This window comes from Roseovarius litoreus, assembly GCF_900142765.1.
Classification (GTDB): domain Bacteria; phylum Pseudomonadota; class Alphaproteobacteria; order Rhodobacterales; family Rhodobacteraceae; genus Roseovarius; species Roseovarius litoreus.
This window is the reverse complement of record NZ_FRCB01000009.1, coordinates 129,270-147,505: the sequence shown is the minus strand read 5'-3', so window position 1 is coordinate 147,505 and position 18,236 is coordinate 129,270. Positions and strand designations below refer to the sequence as shown.

Below are 18,236 nucleotides of genomic sequence, written 5' to 3'. Positions count from 1 at the left end.
AAAACTCCTGTCGGGACTATATCTTCCCCTAAGAGTGTATCGCGCGAAACCGAAATGGCAAAAGTAATGAGCAACGATACGATCACGACGCTGTCAGTGGACAGTCTTGCCGCCTCGGTCAGGGCGGCGCAAGGCAAGGGTTTACCGCCCGTTCGTCAATGGAGTCCGCCATATTGCGGTGATCTGGACATCCGAATCGCGCGCGACGGGACGTGGTATCACGAGGGTGGCGCGATCAACCGGCCGGGTCTCGTGAAGCTGTTCGCAGGCATCCTGCGCCGCGAAGGGGATCGGTATTACCTTGTCACGCCGGTGGAAAAGGTGGGAATCACGGTCGAGGACGCGCCCTTTGTGGCGGTCGATGTCGAAGCCGAGGGCAGCGGCCCGCAGCAGGACCTGATTTTCGAGACCAATATCGGTGACAAGGTCGTCGCCGGCCCCGAAAATCAGATCCGGGTGGAGCGTGACCCCGACAGCGGAGAGCCGTCACCATATGTGATGATCCGGGACGGGCTGGAGGCGCTGATCGACCGCAAGAGCTTTTACCGCTTGGCCGAGATCGGCGAGATATCGGATGGCTGGTTCGGGTTATGGTCCGGGGGCATGTTCTTTCCCATGATCCCCGAGGCGGACCTGCCTGATCTTTGAGGCGCGGGCGGCGGGGCGGCACCTGCGCTAATGTGGCGCCGAGATTGCCAGACGCCTCCGGCGGCTGGCAAGGTCATCCGGTGATTTTTGCGGTGTGTTGAGAGGCTATGTACAGCCTGAAGCGTCGCACAACGATAGACGGCCCGAACATGGCCTGCACCACAGGCACAACGGGCGACAGGGCGGCGCGCATGACAGGTTTTGGGCCTCACAGGACATTGAGCTACGCGGCGCAATTGCAGCTTGCGATGGTAGGGCTCGCCGCGCCTGCGGTGATCTTTGCATGGCTCGGCTGGCAGGTTCTGGCACAATCCCAATACAGGGTCGAACGGGGCAGGATCGCAAGCGACATCTACACAAGCCTGCTGGAGTTCGACCTTGAAAAGGCCAGCCTGCGGAAATGGAGCTATCAGCAGGCGTTGGATCAGGTGGCCGACCCGGGCCAGCGGGATGCCAGCCTCATGCGGATGCGCGCCCAGATCACCCGCATCGCCGACAAGGCCGAGCGTGCCGCGCAGCTCGATCTGGAACGCGGCAAGGTTCTGGATGAACACGCGCAACGGCTTGGATTGCTGGATTTTCTGAACGACGTGGTCGGCAAGCTGGACCGCGAAACAGCGCGCTTGCTGATACAGGATGACAGCCAGGCATGGCCGATGGCGGTGATCGACGCGGATTTCGACCAGTTGCGTGGCGTACCATTGGCTGATGCGCTGCGTGACGCGCTGGAGGTTGAGGCCGCAGCGCTCGACCGGGAACGCACTCGGGCGGATGATGGCCTGTCTGCGGCGCGCGGTCTGTTCGTGACGGCGGGCAGCTTCGGATTTGTTGCCACGTTCATCATGGCCGTTCTTCTGGCTCGTCGCCTGCGTCAGCCGCTGAAACATCTCGAAGACGGGCTGAGCGCCTATCAAGAGGGTGACTTCACCTATCGGTTCGACCGGTTCCGCGACACCGAATTCGTAACCCTCGGCCAGCAGTTGAACGCCATGGCCACCGAAGTCGAAGCAGCCCGTGCGCGCGGTCAGCAGAACCGCGCCGAACTGGAACGGACCGTGGCCGCGCGAACCGCTGAACTGCGGCGCACGCTTGATGAACTGGCCGCCTCGGAAGGGGCGCGGCAAAAGTTGCTTGCCGATATCAGTCACGAATTGCGCACGCCCGTGACCGTCATCCGGGGCGAGGCGCAGGTCGCGTTGCGGCACAAGGCGGTGAGCCCGACAACATATCGCACGGCACTTGAGCGGATTGTCGGCGTCACGCGCCAGATGGGACATCTGATCGAGGATCTGCTGGTTCTCGTGCGCGACCCCAAGGGCCAACCCCTGATTGCGGCGCGCGATATCGGGCTGTCAGATGTGATCGGCCCGGTGCTTGAGACGGCGCAGAGCCTTGCCCGGGAGCGCGAGGTGATCTTGCACGGCCCCGATCCGTATTGCGACGTGACGCTGCGGGCCGATCCCGCGCGGCTGAGGCAGGTGCTCGGCTGCCTTCTGGATAACGCGCTGCGCTATTCGCATCCCGGCGGCACGGTACGCCTTGCGGTGGCGCAGGAGTCTGCAGATCGGCTGGAAATCCAGATCAGCGATCAGGGCATCGGCATCGATCCCGATGATCTGGACAGGGTGTTCGATCGCGGTTGGCGGTCCGAGGGCGCGCGGATGCATCGACCGGACGGGCTGGGGCTTGGGCTGGCCATCGCGCGGCAGCTGACACACGCGCAGGGCGGCGTGCTCGAGATACGGGGCGGGCCTGACGGGCAAGGGGTCATCGCCGTTGTCAGCCTGCCTCTGGCGGTGACGGACGACAGGCCCGACCAGGAGGAGAAAGAGGCACATGGACATTCTGCTGATCGAGGATGACGCCCGCGTGGCCGATTTCGTGATGCGCGGCCTTCAGGCCGAAGGATATGGCGTGCAATGGGTTCGGACCGGACGCGCCGGATTGGCGGCTGCCGAAACCTTTTCGCGCGGCTGCGTCAGTCAGCAAAGCGCGGGTGTGGTTATTCTGGATGTGCTTCTGCCCGAGCTAGACGGGCTGACCCTGTGCCAGATGCTCCGGCAGCGCGGCCATCATGTGCCCGTCCTGATGCTCAGCGCGATGGGGGAAAGCCATGAGCGGGTGGATGGGCTGCGGCGCGGCGCGGATGATTACCTGACGAAACCGTTTGATTTCGACGAACTTCTGGCGCGGATCGAAGCGCTGATGCGACGCGGCCGGACCCCGGCGGCCGTAAAGCCCACGAGCATCGGAACGATCACGCTGGACCGGCAATTGCCGGGTCTGCGCAGCGCCGGCATCGAGACCATCCTCAGCGCGCGGGAAATGGCGCTGATGGAATTGCTGGTGGCCGCGAATGGCGCCACCATCAGCCGCGAACGCATCCTGTCGCGGGTCTGGCAGGCGGATCGCGATCCGCTGACCAATATCGTCGATGTCTATGTCAGCCGCCTGCGTCGCAAGATCGTCCGGCTTGACCCGGATGTGGCGATCACGGCGGTACGCGGGCTTGGGTATCGGATAACCGGACCCCGCCCCCACCATGCCGGGGATTTAGACACGAGTGGAGACGGGGTGGACGCGCCGTGAGGCGCGATCAGTTTGCGCTGAACGGCAGCGATGAGTGATGGAGCACGATCCGCAGGTTGCCCTCGTCATCGCGCTGATAGCCCCATGTCTTGTCGACGGTCGTCACCGCGCCTGTCGTGTCGGTGATGTGGACATTGCCGATGGTCTTGGCGGTATTGCCGCTGATGAAAATGGCGGCATTCTCGATTTCCACCGCGGTCCAGCCCTTCAGAGCGAAACCAGAATCGCCGGGAAAGTTCTCGTCATGACCGACGAAATAGGCCAAGGCGCCTTCGGACGTCGTGCGGAATGTCTGCGGCGCCGCGGCAAGCGTCGGCTTGAACAAGACCGGGCCGATACCATACCCATAGGCCGCGTCGATCACGGCCTCGGCAGTGGCGCGCGCCTTGTCGATGCCGCCTTCGGCGTAGTCGTTCGAGATCTGAACAAGCGCCTCGCCCCACGCCACCTGCGCGGCCTCGACCTCGGCCTGGGTGATGGTGGTGTCGATCATCGTGGCTTCAACGGCCAGAACGGCGCTTGCCGAAACCGTGAAAAAGGATGCAGCAGCAACTGCCGAAACAACTGATTTCATGGTGTATTGTCCTTTTGGTTACGCACGGACCATCCGCACGGCATGACCATCAGTTAAGGACCGAGCCTGACTGCCGCATGAGCCAAAGATGAACGAAAGATTAAAATGCGACCGGATGGCAGAGCGGCGGCTCGACGATGCCCCTGTCAGCCGATCAGACCCGGATCACGGCATTGGGCACTTGCGGTCTCGATCTCGATCGAGGCGTGGAGAATGCCGAAACGATCCGCCAGTTTGTCCTTGATCTGCGCCCTAAGGGTCATTGCATCGGCGCCGGATGCCATGACGACATGGGCCTGAAATGCGTTTTCATGTTCCTGCATGCGCCACAGATGCACCGAATGCACGCCCTCTATTTGGTCCATGTCGCACAGGACGCCCGCCACCTCGTCCAGCGTAGGGCTGTCGGGGCTGCCCAGCATCAGCACATGGATGGCCGGACGAATACCCTTGGCCGCATGAAAAAGGATGTAGCCCGCGATCATCACAGTCACCAGCGGGTCGATCAGCCGCCAGTCATAAAGCAGGATCAGCGTGCCCGCGACGATGACCGCAAGCGATCCCATGGCATCGGCCAGATTGTGCAAGAAGGCCGCTCGGATGTTCATGCTGTCCCGTGACATGCCGTGGATCAGCCATGCGGTAAGCGTGTCGATGACCAGCGCCACGCCCGCGACCACGACAACGATCCATCCCTCGACGCCACTTGGGTTGATGGCCCGCTGCACCGCTTCGGCCAGCAGAAAGACCGCGATGACGATCAGTGTCGTGTAATTCATGAGCGCCGCCACCACCTCGGCCCGGCCATAGCCGAACGTCATGCTGGCATCCGGCGGACGCCGCCCGATCCGCCGCGCGGCAAAGGCGATGACCAGCGACAGCGCATCGCCCAGATTGTGAACCGCATCGGCAACCAGCGCCAGAGAGCCCGAAACGACACCCGCCGCGATCTGCACGAGGGTCAGCACGATATTGACCGCCACCGCCCAGGCGACGCGCCGGTCACCCTTCAGATCAGGGACATGGCTGTGATCGTGCGGCATCATCCGCCTCCTGCAGGGACCGCGCAGACGTCAGGACGGGTTGCGCACCACGTAGACCGAGCATTCGGCATGGGTGACCACATGGCTCGCGGTGGTGCCCAGAAGATAATCTTGAACCTTGGGATTGGCGGCGTCCATCACGATGATATCGACCTTTCGGGCGGTCGCCAGCTTGACGATCTGCCGGTGCACCGCCCCCTTGCAGACGACGGTTTCTATCTCGACCCCTTCGGCGGGATGGGACGCAATGAATTTCTTCAGCTCATCGCCCCAATACTGTCCTGAATCGTAGATGTTCAGGTTCCGCTCTATCTCGGGGGCCACGGTGGCGACGATCAGCTTGGCACCGCGGCGCTGCGCCATTTCGACGGCTTCCTGATAGGCGTGATATTCGAACTTCACGTGGCGGAGATTGACCGGGCAGAGGATGAGCTTGGTTTCACGGGGCATCACGGGCCTTTCTGCAACTTGGCGTGACAAGGTTGCATGGCCCTAGATGATTCGCAAAATCGGCGCGGCACATGACCGGCGCTCCGGTGCCTGGAAGCGGCAGCATTCGCCCCGGGCGAAACACCGCCTGCAGCCAGGAATTTCAAAAAGGTCATTTATTGTGCGAATGCGCCAACAATTGTGCATAATTCCGGGGTGATCCGGTGCCGCGCGCATGAAACAGGCGTACCCCGTGACGATCGGACTAATCTGAGGCGTCCTCGAAAGAGGTTGGGGGCCAATAATGAACGAAACGACGACTTTCGACGAGATGTGGGGACATGACGGGTCACTGCGCCCGGCTTACCGCAAGTTTCACGACTGGTTTGGGGATGAGGATCCGGCGCGCCTGCGCGCCAAGCAACGCGAGGCCGAAGAGCTTTTTCGCCTGACGGGCATCACCTTCAATGTCTATGGGCGGGCCGAAGCCGAGGAGCGCCTGATCCCCTTCGACATCATCCCGCGCATCATATCGGGATCCGAATGGCTCAAGCTGTCGCGCGGGATCGAACAGCGGGTGCGCGCGATCAACGCTTTCCTGCACGACATCTATCATGGGCAGGAGATCATCAAGGCCGGGCGCATCCCCGAGGACATGATCAGCCGCAATGACGCTTTCGTGCCGCAGATGATCGGCGTCAGCCCTCCGGGCGGGGTCTATACGCATATCGTCGGCATCGATCTGGTCTGTACCGGGGCCGGGGAATTCTATGTGCTCGAAGACAACGCCCGCACGCCGTCGGGTGTCAGCTACATGCTGGAAAACCGCGAGACCATGCTGCAGATGTTCCCCGAGCTGTTCAGCCAGAACCGGGTTCAGCCGGTGCAGAATTATCCCACCGATCTGCGCCGGTCGCTGGCGGCCTGCGCGCCCTCGGGTGGCGGGGACGCACCCGTCGTGGCGGTACTGACCCCCGGGATCTACAACTCGGCCTATTTCGAACATGCGTTCCTCGCCGATCAGATGGGGGTCGAACTGGTCGAAGGGCATGATCTGCGGGTGGTGGACGGGCGTGTCGCGATGCGCACCACACGCGGCTACAAGCCCGTCGATGTGCTCTATCGCCGGGTCGATGACGATTTTCTCGATCCGCTCAACTTCAATCCCGAAAGTCAGCTTGGCGTGCCGGGAATCATGGATGTCTACCGCGCCGGCGGAATCACCATCGCCAACGCACCCGGCACCGGCATCGCCGATGACAAGGCGGTCTATTCCTACATGCCCGAGATCGTCGAGTTCTATACCGGCGAACGCCCCCTTCTTCAGAACGTGCCGACATGGCGCTGTTCGGATCCCGACCAACTGGCGCATGTGCTGGACAATCTTTCGGATCTGGTGGTCAAGGAAGTGCATGGCTCGGGTGGTTACGGCATGCTGATCGGGCCGACCGCGACCCGCAAGGAGATCGCCGCCTTCCGCAAGAAACTGATGGCGCGGCCCGGCAATTACATCGCGCAGCCGACCCTCAGCCTGTCCACCGTGCCGATCTTCTCGCGCACCGGGCTGGTGCCGCGGCATGTCGATCTGCGGCCCTTCGTGCTGGTCAGTCCCGAGGGGATCAAGATCACGCCCGGCGGCCTGACGCGCGTTGCGCTCAAGAAAGGATCACTGGTGGTGAACTCGTCCCAGGGCGGCGGCACCAAGGACACCTGGGTGCTGGAGGACTGACGCGCGATGCTTGGAAAAACCGCAAACGGGCTGTTCTGGATGTATCGCTATCTGGAAAGGGCCGAAAATACCGCCCGCCTGATCGAAACAGGACAGCGCATTGCGCTGACGCGCCTGACCGATGGCGATGGCGAATGGGTCTCTGTGCTGCAATCTGCCGGCGCGCTGGATGCGTTTCGGGCCGAGAACGACAGTGTCACCAAGGAGGCCGCGATCGACTGGCTGTTGCGGTCGCGCTCCAACGCCTCCTCGGTGCTGTCCTGCATCGAAGCCGCGCGGCAGAACGCCCGCATGGTGCGCACCGCCCTGACCGGCGAGGTCTGGGAGGCCGTGAACGCCACTTACATGAAAAGCCGCGAGGTTCTGGCGCGCAAGGTGTCGGAACGCGATCTGCCTGCCGTTCTGGGCGCGATCCGGCAGCAGACGGCGCTGGTACGGGGGATGACGCATGGCACGATGTTGCGCAACGAGATCTACGATTTCGCCCGGATCGGCACCTTTCTGGAACGCGCCGACAACACCGCGCGCATCCTCGACGTGAAGTATTACGTGCTGCTGCCATCGGCCAGCGCGGTGGGCACGTCACTGGACAATGTGCAGTGGGAGACGATCCTGCGCTCGGTCTCGGCGCGGGGCGGCTTCCGGATGGAATACGGTGCCGGCGGCGGCCCCAGGGAGATCACCGAATTCCTGGTACTCGACCGGCGGATGCCGCGGAGCCTGGCGTTCTGCGTGGGCAAGCTGCGCGACAATCTGCGCTATCTGCACAAGGGCAAACGGACGCCCCTGCCGTCGCTCAAGCAGGTCGATCAGCTGGAACGGCTTTATCTGTCACATGACATCGGGGCGGTGTTCGAATTCGGGCTGCATGAATGCATTCAGCAAATCCTGGATCATCTGGGGCAGATCGCCCGACAGATCGAAATCGACTTCCGGTTCTACGAATGAGCGGCTCCATGCGCCTGAAAATCCGCCACGCCACCCGCTACCGCTTCGAGACGCCAGTGAAATACGGGCTGCAGCAATTGCGCAAGACCCCGAAATCCACGCCGCAGCAATCGATCCGGTCATGGCGCACCAAGGTCGAGAACGGCCGCAAGGAGCTCAGCTTCGAGGATTATCATCACAACACCACCGAACTGATCAGCTTTGTACCCGGCGCCACCGAACTCAGCGTCATCAGCGAGGGCGATATCGATGTGACGGATACCGGCGGGATCGTAGGCCCCCATCGCGGGCCTGCGCCCTTGTGGCTCTATCTGCGCGACACGGCCCATACGCGGATCAAAACCGGGGTGCGCGGCCTTTTGCGCAGCATCGGCGCGACGCCCGATCTTGAGGGGATGCATCGGCTGTCCGCCGGTATCCGCGAAGCCGTGGCCTATGAGATCGGCGCCTCCGAGCCGAACTGGAGCGCCGAGGACGCCATCGCCGCAGGGCGCGGCGTCTGTCAGGATCACACCCATATCTTCCTCGCCTGCGCACGCGAAATGCAGGTGCCGGCACGTTACGTGTCAGGATATCTGATGCTGGACGACACCACCGCACAGGACGCCATGCATGCCTGGGCCGAGGCCCATGTGGACGGTCTTGGCTGGGTCGGCTTTGATGTGTCCAACGGAATTTCGCCGGATACGCGCTATGTGCGTGTCGCAACCGGGCTGGACTATGCCGAGGCCTCTCCGGTATCGGGAACACGGATCGGCGGCACGGGCGAAACTCTCGAGGTGCAGATCGACGTGGCACAGCAGTAAAGGCCCTGTGGATGACATATTGCGTGGGAATGGTTCTGGATCGCGGACTGGTGTTCATGTCAGACACCCGGACGAATGCCGGGCTCGACAATATTTCGACCTTTCGCAAGATGACGGTCTGGGAACAGCCGGGCGAGCGGGTCATCACACTGATGGCCGCGGGCAACCTTGCTACGACACAGGCCGTGGTCAGCCTGCTGGATGAACGCAGCAAATCGCCGGAACATCGCGAGCCGTCGCTTCTGGCGGTGCCCTCGATGTTTCAGGCCGCCCGCATGGTGGCGGAGACCCTGCGCGAGGTGATCGATCAGCATGGCGATGGCGGCCTGCGGTCGGACAGCACGTTTCACGCCACGCTGGTCATTGGCGGGCAGATCGCCGGAAGCCCCCCGCGCCTGTTCATGATCTATCCCGAAGGCAATTTCATCGAATCCGGGCAGGACACGCCGTTTTTCCAGATCGGCGAGACCAAATATGGCCGGCCGATCCTCGTGCGTGCCTATGACCCCGCGATGAGCTTCGAGGCGGCGATGAAACTGCTTGTCGTGAGCTTCGATTCCACGCTCAAGGCCAATCTGACCGTTGGGCCACCCTTCGATTTCCATTTCTACGAGGCCGACAGCCTGCGTGTCGGACATCGGGGGCGGATCGAACCCGAAGACCCCTATTTTCAACAGGTCTCGAAGGGCTGGGGCGATGCCCTGAAAGAGGCGCTGGAGATCCTGCCGGACTACCGTTTCGGCGAGTGAGGTGGATCGGCCCGGCTGGCCGGGCTCAATGCGCCTCGGCCCAGTTGGCGCCCTGTCCTGCATCCACAACCAGTGGCACGTCGATCTTGACCGCCGGGTCGGCGGCAGCTTCCATCACCTCGCGCGCGGTCGCGATAAGGGCATCTGCGGCGCCGGCCTCGACTTCAAAGATCAATTCGTCATGCACCTGCAAAAGCATCTTCGCGGGCATCCCCTCGATTGCGGCGGGCATGCGGATCATCGCGCGGCGGATGATGTCGGCGGCCGTGCCCTGAATGGGCGCGTTGATCGCGGCACGGCGGGCGAAACCCGCGCGCGGCCCCTTGGCTGAAATCTCGGGCGTGTGGATCTTGCGCCCGAACAGGGTCTGAACGAACCCATGCTCCTTCGCGAAGTCGACGGTCTTGTCCATGTAGGTCTTGATGCCAGGGAATCTTTCGAAATAGCGGTCGATGAAGCCCTGCGCCTCGCCGCGCGGAATGCGCAGGTTGCGCGCAAGGCCAAAGCCGGAAATCCCGTAGATCACCCCGAAATTGATCGCCTTGGCCTGCCGCCGAATCTCGGGGGTCATCTCGTCGAGCGGCACATCGAACATCTCGGATGCGGTCATGGCGTGAATATCCTGCCCGTCACGGAACGCCTGTCGGAGCGCGTCGATATCGGCGATATGGGCAAGGATGCGCAGCTCGATCTGGCTGTAGTCGAGGCTGACCAGAAAATTGCCCGGCTCGGCCACGAAGGCCTCGCGGATGCGGCGGCCTTCCTCGCTGCGCACGGGGATGTTCTGCAGGTTGGGATCGGTCGAGGCCAGCCGCCCGGTGGTGGCACCGGTCTGCACATAGGATGTGTGCACCCGGCCCGTATCCGGATCGATGTGATCCTGCAGCGCATCAGTATAAGTCGACTTGAGCTTGCTCAGCGCGCGCCAGTCCAGCACGCGGGCAGGCAGATCATGTTCGGTCGCCAGATCCTCGAGCACATCGGCGCCGGTGGCATAGGCGCCGGTCTTGCCGCGCTTGCCGCCATCCAGCCCCATCTCGTCGAACAGAATCTCTCCCAATTGCTTGGGGGAGCCGACATTGAACTTGCGACCTGCCAACTCGTGGATCTCTTCCTCGAGCTGCGCCATTTTCTGGGCGAACTTGCCGGACATGCGCGACAGCGTCTCGCGGTCCACCTTGATCCCGTTCCGCTCCATCTGTGCCAGCACCGGAGACAGAGGGCGTTCCAGCGTTTCATAGACGGTGGTCACCTTCTCGCGGTGCAGCTGCGGCTTGAAGACATGCCACAGGCGCAGGGTGATATCGGCATCCTCGGCGGCGTATTTCACGGCATCGGCGATGGGCACACGGTCGAATGTGACGGCGGATTTCCCCGTGCCCAGAAGATCCTTGATCGGGATCGGCTGGTGGCTGAGATACCGCTCGCTCAGCGTGTCCATGCCATGTCCGTGAATCCCCGCATTGAGCGCATAGGACATCAGCATCGTGTCATCGAAGGGCGCGACCCTGATGCCATGACGCGCGAAAATCTTCGCGTCGTATTTCATGTTCTGCCCGATCTTGAGGATCGCATCGTCCTCGAGCACGGGCTTGAGCGCCCCAAGAACGGCGTCCAGATCAAGCTGCCCCTCGGCCAGCGCATCGCTGCTGAACAGATCCCCCGACGCACCCTCGGTATGGCGCAGCGGGATATAGCACGCCTGCCCCGGATCGACCGCCAGAGATATCCCCACAAGCGCCGCCTGCATCTCGTTGAGCGAGGTGGTCTCGGTATCGACCGCCACAAGGCCCCGCGCCTGGATGTGAGCAATCCATGCCTCGAGCGCCTCCATGTCGCGGACATGCTCATAGCTGTCGGGGTCGATGGCGGGCCAGTCTGGGGCGGCGTCGCCCTCGGTCGGATTGGCACCCGCCGGGTTGGTGTCGGGGATCACCGGCGGCTCTGCGCCAAGGCTGTCGGCGATGCGCTTGGACAGGGTGCGAAACTCCATTTCCGCCAGAAAAGCCAGCAGCGTATCGGGGTCGGGATCACGCAGCTCGAGATCGTCCAGCGTGAAATCCAGCGGCGTCTCGCAATCCAGCTGCACCAGCTTCTTGCTCAGCTCGATCTGCGCGCGATGCTCGATCAGGGTCTGGCGGCGCTTGGGCTGGGGAATTTCCTCGGCGCGGTCAAGAAGCTCTTCAAGACTGCCGAATTCATTGATCAGCAAGGCGGCGGTCTTGATGCCGATGCCGGGCGCGCCGGGCACGTTGTCGACGCTGTCACCGGCCAGCGCCTGCACATCCACCACACGATCCGGGCCGACACCGAATTTCTCTTCCACACCCTCGGAATCGATCCTGCGGTTCTTCATGGCGTCGAACATTTCGACCCCGTCGCCCACCAGCTGCATCAGGTCCTTGTCCGACGAGATGATCGTCACGCGCCCGCCCAGATCACGGGCCTGACAGGCCAGCGTGGCGATGATGTCATCGGCCTCATAGCCCTCGATTTCCTTGCAGGCGATGTTGAAGGCTTCGGTGGCGCGGCGGGTCAGCGGGATCTGAGGGCGCAGATCCTCGGGCATGGCCTCGCGGTTGGCCTTGTAGAGATCATAAAGATCGTTGCGGAAGGTGTGGCTGCCCTTGTCGAAGATCACCGCGATATGGGTCGGCGCATCGGCGCTGGCGCTGTTGCCGTCGATATAACGCTGCAGCATGTTGCAAAACCCCGATACCGCACCGATCGGCAGACCATCGGATTTGCGCGTCAGCGGTGGCAGCGCGTGGTAGGCGCGAAAGATGAAGGCCGATCCGTCGATCAGGTGAAGGTGACAGCCCTTGCCGAATGAATTGCCCATGATCGCCCCCTTGCGAATTGCCGATGACCTGCGATGCGGTATTGCCACGAACCGCCGCGCGCTTCCAGCGGGAAGGACAGGATGGGGGCCCTGCCCCCGACGTCGAAATCCCCCAAGAGGGATTTCAACGCCTCCCCCGGGATATTTTCAGCCAGAAGAAACAGGGGCTCAGGCGCAGGCCGGCGCGGGCTCGGACCGTTCGAGCGCGATCAAGGCGTCGATCCGGGCATCCGGGATCGCCCCAAGCGAGGCGGTGCGCCCGATCACCAGAGCGGGCGTGCCGAAAAAACCGAAGCGCCGGGCAAGATCGGCCGTGATGGCAAGCTGACGCGTGACGCCGGGATGATCCATGTCGGCGATCAGCGTGTCGGGATCGATGCCTTCGTCCTGCGCCAACCGGCGCAGAAAGGCGGGGTTGGGCACGAAAGAGCTGTCCATCAGCCTTGTGTGGAACGCCGCATAGGCACCCTGCCGACGCGCGGCCAAGGCGGCGCGGGCAGCCTGCATCGAGGCGGGGCCGAGCAGAGGCAGTTCGTGCCAGGTGAGCGAAACGCCACGCGTTTGCGCCAGATCGGCAAGCCGCGGGCTGAGGCGGCGGCAGAACGTGCAGCGGTAATCCGAGAAATACGCCAGGGGGATGTCACCGGGCGCGCGGGCTTCGGTGTAAAGAAGCTCGCAGGTCGAGAGGCCGGACCACGCGCTGTCGGTCCGCTGGCTGTCCTCGATGCCGACAAGCGCTGCGGGTGCTGAGGGCGATCCGGCAATCCGGCGAAACCCCGGTAGATCGGGGATCGGCTCGAAGGCGAAGGACGGCGCGAGCAGACCCGAGAGCCGGGGCCAGGCGGCAAAGCCAAGCCCGGTCAGCCCGAGCGCCGCGGCGCCGGACATCAGAAGATCGCGGCGGTCAGGCAGCGGGGACCTGACCTTCGAAATCGCGGTGGATGAACTTGCAATCGCAATAGGGGCATTCGACGAAGCCCTTGTCGCGGGGAATGGACAGCCAGACACGCGGATGTCCCAACGCGCCTTCGCCGCCATCACAGGCGATGCGATAGCTGTCGACGATCCGGGTTTCAGGTGCCTGCGTGACCATCTGGCGTTTCCTTTTGCCTGCAATTCCACTACGTGCGGAATATGAGCGATCCGAACGACAGGGGCAAGGGCAGCCATGGGCGAGAACGCCATCGAAATCCGAGGTCTTGAAAAAACCTATGCCGCCGGCAAGGGCAGTCCGGCCAAACCGGCCCTGCGGGGCGTCGACCTGGAGATCCCGACAGGCTCGGTCTTTGGCCTGCTGGGGCCGAACGGCGCGGGCAAATCGACCCTCATCAACATTCTTGCCGGGCTTGTCGTCAAGACCGCGGGGCAGGTCACGATCTGGGGCTTCGATCAGGATGTGAACCCGCGCCAGAGCCGCGCGTCGATCGGGGTGATGCCCCAGGAGCTGAACCTTGATCCGTTCTTCTCGCCGCGCGCCGCACTCGAGGTGCAGGCGGGGCTTTACGGCGTGCCCAAGTCACAACGGCGCAGCGACGAGATCCTTGCGCTGGTGGGGCTGGAAGACAAGGCCGAGGCCTATGCAAGGACCCTGTCGGGGGGCATGCGGCGGCGGCTGCTTCTGGCCAAGGCATTGGTGCACAACCCGCATGTTCTTGTGCTGGACGAACCGACGGCGGGCGTCGATATCGAGTTGCGCCAGATGCTCTGGACAAATGTGAGGCGGCTCAATGAGCAGGGGATGACCGTGATCCTGACCACCCACTACCTGGAAGAGGCCGAAGAGATGTGCGACGAGATCGCGATCATCAATGCCGGTCAGGTGGTGGCGCGCGACAGCACCGCCAACCTGCTCGACCGGCTCGATTCCAAAACGATGATCATCCATCCCGAGACCGAGGTCACCACCTTGCCCAAGGCGCCGGGGATCGAGGTGGAGCGTCGCGCCGACGGATCGCTTGCGCTCAGCTACCAGTCGCACCAGACCCCGGCCGAGGCCGTGCTCGAAGCAGTGCGCAATGCCGGTATCCACATTCGCGACGTCAAGACCGAGCAGGCCGATCTGCAGGACGTGTTCCTGGAACTCACCCGGTCGAGATAGTTTGGATGACGCAGGGATTACAGACTGAGGCCGTCTTGCAACCGTATCGGACAAGACGCCGACTTCAGCGTCCGGGCGCAGGCGTCACAAGCAAGCGGCGCGAAGGGTGCCTGCGCAGTGGTCATTCAGAGCGGACCTTCAATCTCTGAAAACACAGGTAAATTGTCCCAGAACTTGTCGTAATATCTGGAAATGTGAGAGACCCGCCCGTCGAACTCTGGGGCAAGCAACCGTTGCAGATAAATGAAGCGATTACCCAATTCCAATGTCTGCCTTGCAAAGCCAAGAAGTGCATCGATCGTCAAATCGTCCATATCAAAGAAGGGATGCGCGCTTATCGCCCTTTCCCTATCCCTACTGCCGGTGTTCAAATGAGCATATTGCTCTGTCCGAAGAACCCGTATCTGGCTCTGGGTTGGCGAAGCGCTTATTCTATCAACCTCAGCAGACAGATTTTCGAAATACCCGGAAAACTCTTGCGCATCGCGCTCGATACCGCTGTCGATGAAGAACGCCCTGTGTCTGCTTATTATTTCATTTTAGGCCCTCTCAGCATATTGCTTCGCAGCGGGAATAGACTGAGCATCAGCGCTTGTGTCCCAGTGGCGACTACAAAAGAGAACCAGTCCCGTCTGGACGCTTCGAATACAAAGATCCATAGCATGTCCAGCGTAGCTATTATTGAATTTCGCTGTGCGATCAGCATCATTCACAATCCCTGCCAGAAAAGAATACAAAGCAAAACCGTAGTCTTGCTGCCGGTGAATGCGGTTAACTATGTCATCGAATTTTGTCAGATCGGCATTGAGCACGAAACCCTCCCTCGTCATCAGGACCCCGATACTCGGGACGATAACTCAATCGTGAGCCGCGAGCGATTTGACCTTCGGGTGCTGGTGCAACATCTGAAATAAGGTTCAAACAGATGCCTCAACCCACCTTCCGATCTGTCATCGCCGCTTCGATCCGTTCAAGCCGGCGCAGCACCTCATCGCGGTAGGTGTCGGTTTTTGCGGCGTCTTCCTGATGATGCGCGTCCTGCATCGAATTCACGATAAGACCGACGACAAGGTTCACCACCGCGAAGGTGGTCACAAGGATGAAGGGCACGAAGAACATCCAGGCCTGGGGATAGACCTCCATCACCGGGCGCACGATGCCCATGGACCACGATTCCAGCGTCATGATCTGGAACAGCGAATATGCCGATAGACCAAGCGTCCCGAACCAGTCGGGGAAGGTGGCCCCGAACAGCTTCGTGGCCATCACCGACGCGATATAGAAGATGATGCCCATCAGCAGGAACACCGATCCCATGCCGGGCAGCGCCGCCATCAGCCCCTCGACCACACGGCGCAACGAGGGCGTGACCGACAACACCCGCAACAGACGCAGGATACGCAGCGCCCGCAGCACACTGAGCCCCTGACCGCTCGGGATCAGCGAGATCGCGACGATCACGAAATCGAAGATGTTCCAGCCGCTTCGGAAGAACGCGATCGGGCCGCGGGCAAAGAGCTTGGCGGCGATCTCGATCACGAAGATGCTCAGGCAGATCGTATCCAGCACGATGATCAGCGGACCAGCCGCCTGCATGATGACAGGCGAGGTTTCCATGCCGAGAATGACCGCATTGAACAGGATCACCCCGAGGATGAAATTCTGCACCGCGCGCCGGTCGATGAAGGTGCCGACCTTTTGTCTGACTGTCATGGCTGAGATACCCACCTGTCCGCGTTTGCGCAGGATATGGGGCAGCCCGTGACCACCTGCAAGCCGCAAGACACCATCATGTTTCGGCAAATTCGCTGCGGGCATAGCCCTGCAGATAAAGCAGCGCGCTCAGGTCGCCGTGATTGATCCGGATATCGCACTCAGCCGCCACCGACGGCTTGGCATGCAGCGCGACACCCGTACCTGCAAGGCCCAGCATTCCCAGATCGTTCGCCCCATCGCCAACCGCAATCACATCGGCCGCAGACAGGCCAAGCCGCGCGGTGATGTCCTGCAGCGCCTGCACCTTGGCTTCGCGGCCAAGGATGGGCCGGGCCACATCTCCGGTGAGCAGGCCATCCGCGATCAGCAAAGTATTGGCGTGATTCTCGTGAAAGCCCAGATCGGCGGCCACCTTGGCGGTGAAGGCGGTGAACCCGCCCGACACAAGGGCGCAATGCGCGCCGTGCGCCCGCATCGTCGCCACAAGCGCGCGCCCCCCCGGCATATAGGTGATCCGCTCTGCCAGAACCCTGTCGATCACATCGGCCTGCAACCCCTCGAGCAGTGCGACACGCTCCAGCAACGCGCCTTCGAAATCCAGCTCGCCATTCATCGCGCGGGCGGTGATCTCTTTGACATGGGCGCCGACACCGGCCATGTCGGCCAGCTCGTCGATGCATTCCTGCTGGATCATGGTGCTGTCCATATCCGCCAGCAGCATCGCCTTGCGGCGGGTTTCGGCGGGCTGAACCACCAGATCGACGCGTTGCGTTTGCAGATCAGCCCAGACGTCCCAGCGATTGCCGGGGGTTTCCGCCACGGCGAATTCCGCCGCCTCATCGGGCGAGAGCCACTGTGCGTCGCCGCCGCCCCATGCATTGCGCAACGCATCGACAAGGGCAGGATCGAGCGCGCCTGCCGGCGCAATCAGGGTGACGATGAACATGGAAACCTCGGCGTTGCTGTGCGCCTGTGCCATAGCGCAGCTTTGGCGCAGGTTCTAGGGTCGAGGCGCACGCCCCGGATCCCGATCATGCGACAGACCGGCCAAGGCGCATATAAGCCGCTTCCGCCGCCGCCAGCGCCCCTTCGAGAAAGCCGCCCTCGTCCGGCGATGTCTCGGTCCCGGCAAAGATCAGTCGCGCGGTCGGCGCTATTGCCCGGTAGGTCGGATGACCGGCGGGCGGGGTCCGGTCGGCCTGCGTGGCGGTGGCGGGATCTGTGCTCCAGTCCTTGACGATCACATCACGCGGCGTGGCGGCATCCGGCCCGAAAAGGCGTGCAAGCTGCGCCAATGCCGCCTCCTGAAAGCCGGGGTGGCCCGCAGCGCCGGGAAGGGCAAAACCGAACAGCGCGCCCTCGCCGCCCTCGGCCAGCGAGGCGTCGTGAATTTCCGCCAGCGGCCCGCGATGGGACATCGCATCGCCGTTCAGCCCGGTGTCGCGCCAGAAGGCGGTGGGATATGTGGCAACCAGCTTGGCATGGCCCGCCATCCATGTCGGCGCATCGGGCACCGCAACGCCAAGCCCGCCCACAAGACGGGGTGGCAAGGCCAGTACGACGCGCTCGGCGCGGATCTCTGCGCTGTCACAGATCAAGGTCACGCCCGCTGCATCCTCGGTCACGCGGCGCACCGCCTGCCCCAGCACCAGCCGGTCGCCCAGTTGCCGCGCCAGGGCATCGGTCACCCGCGCCAGCCCGCCTTCGATGCGCAGCGCGCCGCCCATCGTGGCGAAATCCAGATCGCGCCGAATGGTCCCGTCGCCTGCTTCGAACACGAGGCGCCCCTGCGCATATTGTGGAAAACAGCGCAGGCCCAATCGCTCGACAAGTGCCAGCATTCGGCGGTTATGCGGCCAGATCCAGGCCGGGCCAAGATCATATCCGCGCCAAGACAGAACCCGGCCACCGGCGCGGTCGCGCGCCTCGAGCACGGTCACATCCCGCCCCTCGGCCTGCAGACTGGCCGCCACAGCAAGGCCCGAAAGCCCCGCGCCGACGATACAGATCCCGGTTTCAGACATCACGCCAAATGCTCCATCACGCCGGACCAATCGGGCGCCGG

Annotated in this window: 18 protein-coding genes; 9 read left to right on the top strand and 9 right to left on the bottom strand. The window is 62.7% G+C overall.

What is annotated here, in order from left to right:
• Nucleotides 1–66 precede the first annotated feature (66 nt).
• The 3 genes from F3H35_RS15955 to F3H35_RS15945 all read left to right on the top strand — a co-directional run bounded on the left by F3H35_RS15955 (nucleotide 67) and on the right by F3H35_RS15945 (nucleotide 3,237).
• A complete protein-coding gene (locus F3H35_RS15955) occupies nucleotides 67–648 on the top strand; it encodes a DUF1285 domain-containing protein (RefSeq protein WP_149780534.1) in 582 nt (193 codons plus the stop codon).
• A 191-nt stretch (nucleotides 649–839) separates the two neighbouring features.
• Nucleotides 840–2,510 carry a sensor histidine kinase gene (locus tag F3H35_RS15950; RefSeq protein ID WP_188130005.1) on the top strand — a complete coding sequence of 557 codons (1,671 nt, stop codon included), beginning with the start codon at nucleotides 840–842 and terminating at the stop codon, nucleotides 2,508–2,510.
• Nucleotides 2,485–3,237 carry a response regulator transcription factor gene (locus tag F3H35_RS15945; RefSeq protein ID WP_149780532.1) on the top strand — a complete coding sequence of 251 codons (753 nt, stop codon included), beginning with the start codon at nucleotides 2,485–2,487 and terminating at the stop codon, nucleotides 3,235–3,237. Before F3H35_RS15950 ends, F3H35_RS15945 begins: the two co-directional genes overlap by 26 nt.
• A gap of 7 nt (nucleotides 3,238–3,244) precedes the next feature.
• Here F3H35_RS15945 and F3H35_RS15940 read toward each other — a convergent pair whose 3' ends face one another.
• The 3 genes from F3H35_RS15940 to F3H35_RS15930 form a co-directional block, all read right to left on the bottom strand.
• Nucleotides 3,245–3,811: a phosphoribosyl-AMP cyclohydrolase gene (locus tag F3H35_RS15940; RefSeq protein WP_149780531.1), complete on the bottom strand. Its 567-nt coding sequence runs from the start codon at nucleotides 3,809–3,811 to the stop codon at nucleotides 3,245–3,247.
• A 146-nt stretch (nucleotides 3,812–3,957) separates the two neighbouring features.
• On the bottom strand, nucleotides 3,958–4,854 hold the full coding sequence (locus F3H35_RS15935; RefSeq protein WP_149780530.1) for a cation diffusion facilitator family transporter: 897 nt from the start codon (nucleotides 4,852–4,854) through the stop codon (nucleotides 3,958–3,960).
• A 30-nt stretch (nucleotides 4,855–4,884) separates the two neighbouring features.
• Entirely contained in the window at nucleotides 4,885–5,304 is a 420-nt protein-coding gene (locus F3H35_RS15930; protein WP_149780529.1) for a universal stress protein, read from the bottom strand.
• Nucleotides 5,305–5,587: 283 nt separating this feature from the next.
• Here F3H35_RS15930 and F3H35_RS15925 point away from each other — a divergent pair, with 283 nt between their 5' ends.
• From F3H35_RS15925 to F3H35_RS15910, 4 genes are read left to right on the top strand one after another with little or no spacing between them, the layout of a single operon-like run.
• Entirely contained in the window at nucleotides 5,588–7,012 is a 1,425-nt protein-coding gene (locus F3H35_RS15925) for a circularly permuted type 2 ATP-grasp protein (protein WP_149780528.1), read from the top strand.
• Between the two features lie 6 nt (nucleotides 7,013–7,018).
• Complete coding sequence (locus tag F3H35_RS15920) at nucleotides 7,019–7,960, top strand: alpha-E domain-containing protein (RefSeq protein ID WP_149780527.1); 942 nt, start codon at nucleotides 7,019–7,021, stop codon at nucleotides 7,958–7,960.
• Nucleotides 7,961–7,968: 8 nt separating this feature from the next.
• Nucleotides 7,969–8,766, top strand: coding sequence for a transglutaminase family protein (locus F3H35_RS15915; RefSeq protein ID WP_149780526.1), 798 nt, complete (start codon nucleotides 7,969–7,971; stop codon nucleotides 8,764–8,766).
• Between the two features lie 11 nt (nucleotides 8,767–8,777).
• Nucleotides 8,778–9,515, top strand: a complete 738-nt coding sequence (locus tag F3H35_RS15910) for a proteasome-type protease (RefSeq protein ID WP_223228446.1) — start codon at nucleotides 8,778–8,780, stop codon at nucleotides 9,513–9,515.
• Between the two features lie 25 nt (nucleotides 9,516–9,540).
• On the opposite strand, the gene polA is transcribed toward F3H35_RS15910, so the two are convergent.
• The 3 genes from polA to F3H35_RS15895 all read right to left on the bottom strand — a co-directional run bounded on the left by polA (nucleotide 9,541) and on the right by F3H35_RS15895 (nucleotide 13,450).
• Complete coding sequence (polA, locus tag F3H35_RS15905) at nucleotides 9,541–12,357, bottom strand: DNA polymerase I (protein WP_149780525.1); 2,817 nt, start codon at nucleotides 12,355–12,357, stop codon at nucleotides 9,541–9,543.
• Between the two features lie 168 nt (nucleotides 12,358–12,525).
• Nucleotides 12,526–13,245, bottom strand: coding sequence for a DsbA family protein (locus F3H35_RS15900; protein WP_149780524.1), 720 nt, complete (start codon nucleotides 13,243–13,245; stop codon nucleotides 12,526–12,528).
• Between the two features lie 16 nt (nucleotides 13,246–13,261).
• Nucleotides 13,262–13,450 (bottom strand): zinc-finger domain-containing protein, encoded by a 189-nt coding sequence (locus F3H35_RS15895; protein ID WP_007811470.1) that lies wholly within the window; start codon nucleotides 13,448–13,450, stop codon nucleotides 13,262–13,264.
• Nucleotides 13,451–13,525: 75 nt separating this feature from the next.
• Here F3H35_RS15895 and F3H35_RS15890 point away from each other — a divergent pair, with 75 nt between their 5' ends.
• Both F3H35_RS15890 and F3H35_RS15885 read left to right on the top strand, forming a co-directional pair.
• Nucleotides 13,526–14,455: an ABC transporter ATP-binding protein gene (locus F3H35_RS15890; protein WP_149780523.1), complete on the top strand. Its 930-nt coding sequence runs from the start codon at nucleotides 13,526–13,528 to the stop codon at nucleotides 14,453–14,455.
• A gap of 194 nt (nucleotides 14,456–14,649) precedes the next feature.
• Entirely contained in the window at nucleotides 14,650–15,369 is a 720-nt protein-coding gene (locus tag F3H35_RS15885) for a hypothetical protein (RefSeq protein WP_149780522.1), read from the top strand.
• 16 nt (nucleotides 15,370–15,385) lie between these two features.
• On the opposite strand, the gene F3H35_RS15880 is transcribed toward F3H35_RS15885, so the two are convergent.
• From F3H35_RS15880 to F3H35_RS15870, 3 genes are all read right to left on the bottom strand, one after another.
• Nucleotides 15,386–16,168 (bottom strand): ion transporter, encoded by a 783-nt coding sequence (locus F3H35_RS15880; protein ID WP_149780521.1) that lies wholly within the window; start codon nucleotides 16,166–16,168, stop codon nucleotides 15,386–15,388.
• Between the two features lie 76 nt (nucleotides 16,169–16,244).
• The gene (serB, locus tag F3H35_RS15875) at nucleotides 16,245–17,117 is read right to left on the bottom strand and encodes a phosphoserine phosphatase SerB (protein ID WP_149780566.1); all 873 of its coding nucleotides are present in this window, start codon (nucleotides 17,115–17,117) and stop codon (nucleotides 16,245–16,247) included.
• A gap of 85 nt (nucleotides 17,118–17,202) precedes the next feature.
• Complete coding sequence (locus F3H35_RS15870) at nucleotides 17,203–18,195, bottom strand: flavin monoamine oxidase family protein (RefSeq protein WP_149780520.1); 993 nt, start codon at nucleotides 18,193–18,195, stop codon at nucleotides 17,203–17,205.
• Nucleotides 18,196–18,236: the final 41 nt, after the last annotated feature.

Excerpts from the sequence above, each read along its gene's own strand:
- F3H35_RS15955 (WP_149780534.1), top strand. The coding sequence starts at position 67 with ATGAGCAACGATACGATCACGACGCTGTCAGTGGACAGTCTTGCCGCC.
- F3H35_RS15950 (WP_188130005.1), top strand. The coding sequence starts at position 840 with ATGACAGGTTTTGGGCCTCACAGGACATTGAGCTACGCGGCGCAATTG.
- F3H35_RS15945 (WP_149780532.1), top strand. The coding sequence starts at position 2,485 with ATGGACATTCTGCTGATCGAGGATGACGCCCGCGTGGCCGATTTCGTG.
- F3H35_RS15940 (WP_149780531.1), bottom strand. The coding sequence starts at position 3,811 with ATGAAATCAGTTGTTTCGGCAGTTGCTGCTGCATCCTTTTTCACGGTT.
- F3H35_RS15935 (WP_149780530.1), bottom strand. The coding sequence starts at position 4,854 with ATGCCGCACGATCACAGCCATGTCCCTGATCTGAAGGGTGACCGGCGC.
- F3H35_RS15930 (WP_149780529.1), bottom strand. The coding sequence starts at position 5,304 with ATGCCCCGTGAAACCAAGCTCATCCTCTGCCCGGTCAATCTCCGCCAC.
- F3H35_RS15925 (WP_149780528.1), top strand. The coding sequence starts at position 5,588 with ATGAACGAAACGACGACTTTCGACGAGATGTGGGGACATGACGGGTCA.
- F3H35_RS15920 (WP_149780527.1), top strand. The coding sequence starts at position 7,019 with ATGCTTGGAAAAACCGCAAACGGGCTGTTCTGGATGTATCGCTATCTG.
- F3H35_RS15915 (WP_149780526.1), top strand. The coding sequence starts at position 7,969 with ATGCGCCTGAAAATCCGCCACGCCACCCGCTACCGCTTCGAGACGCCA.
- F3H35_RS15910 (WP_223228446.1), top strand. The coding sequence starts at position 8,778 with ATGACATATTGCGTGGGAATGGTTCTGGATCGCGGACTGGTGTTCATG.
- polA (WP_149780525.1), bottom strand. The coding sequence starts at position 12,357 with ATGGGCAATTCATTCGGCAAGGGCTGTCACCTTCACCTGATCGACGGA.
- F3H35_RS15900 (WP_149780524.1), bottom strand. The coding sequence starts at position 13,245 with ATGTCCGGCGCCGCGGCGCTCGGGCTGACCGGGCTTGGCTTTGCCGCC.
- F3H35_RS15895 (WP_007811470.1), bottom strand. The coding sequence starts at position 13,450 with ATGGTCACGCAGGCACCTGAAACCCGGATCGTCGACAGCTATCGCATC.
- F3H35_RS15890 (WP_149780523.1), top strand. The coding sequence starts at position 13,526 with ATGGGCGAGAACGCCATCGAAATCCGAGGTCTTGAAAAAACCTATGCC.
- F3H35_RS15880 (WP_149780521.1), bottom strand. The coding sequence starts at position 16,168 with ATGACAGTCAGACAAAAGGTCGGCACCTTCATCGACCGGCGCGCGGTG.
- serB (WP_149780566.1), bottom strand. The coding sequence starts at position 17,117 with ATGTTCATCGTCACCCTGATTGCGCCGGCAGGCGCGCTCGATCCTGCC.
- F3H35_RS15870 (WP_149780520.1), bottom strand. The coding sequence starts at position 18,195 with ATGTCTGAAACCGGGATCTGTATCGTCGGCGCGGGGCTTTCGGGCCTT.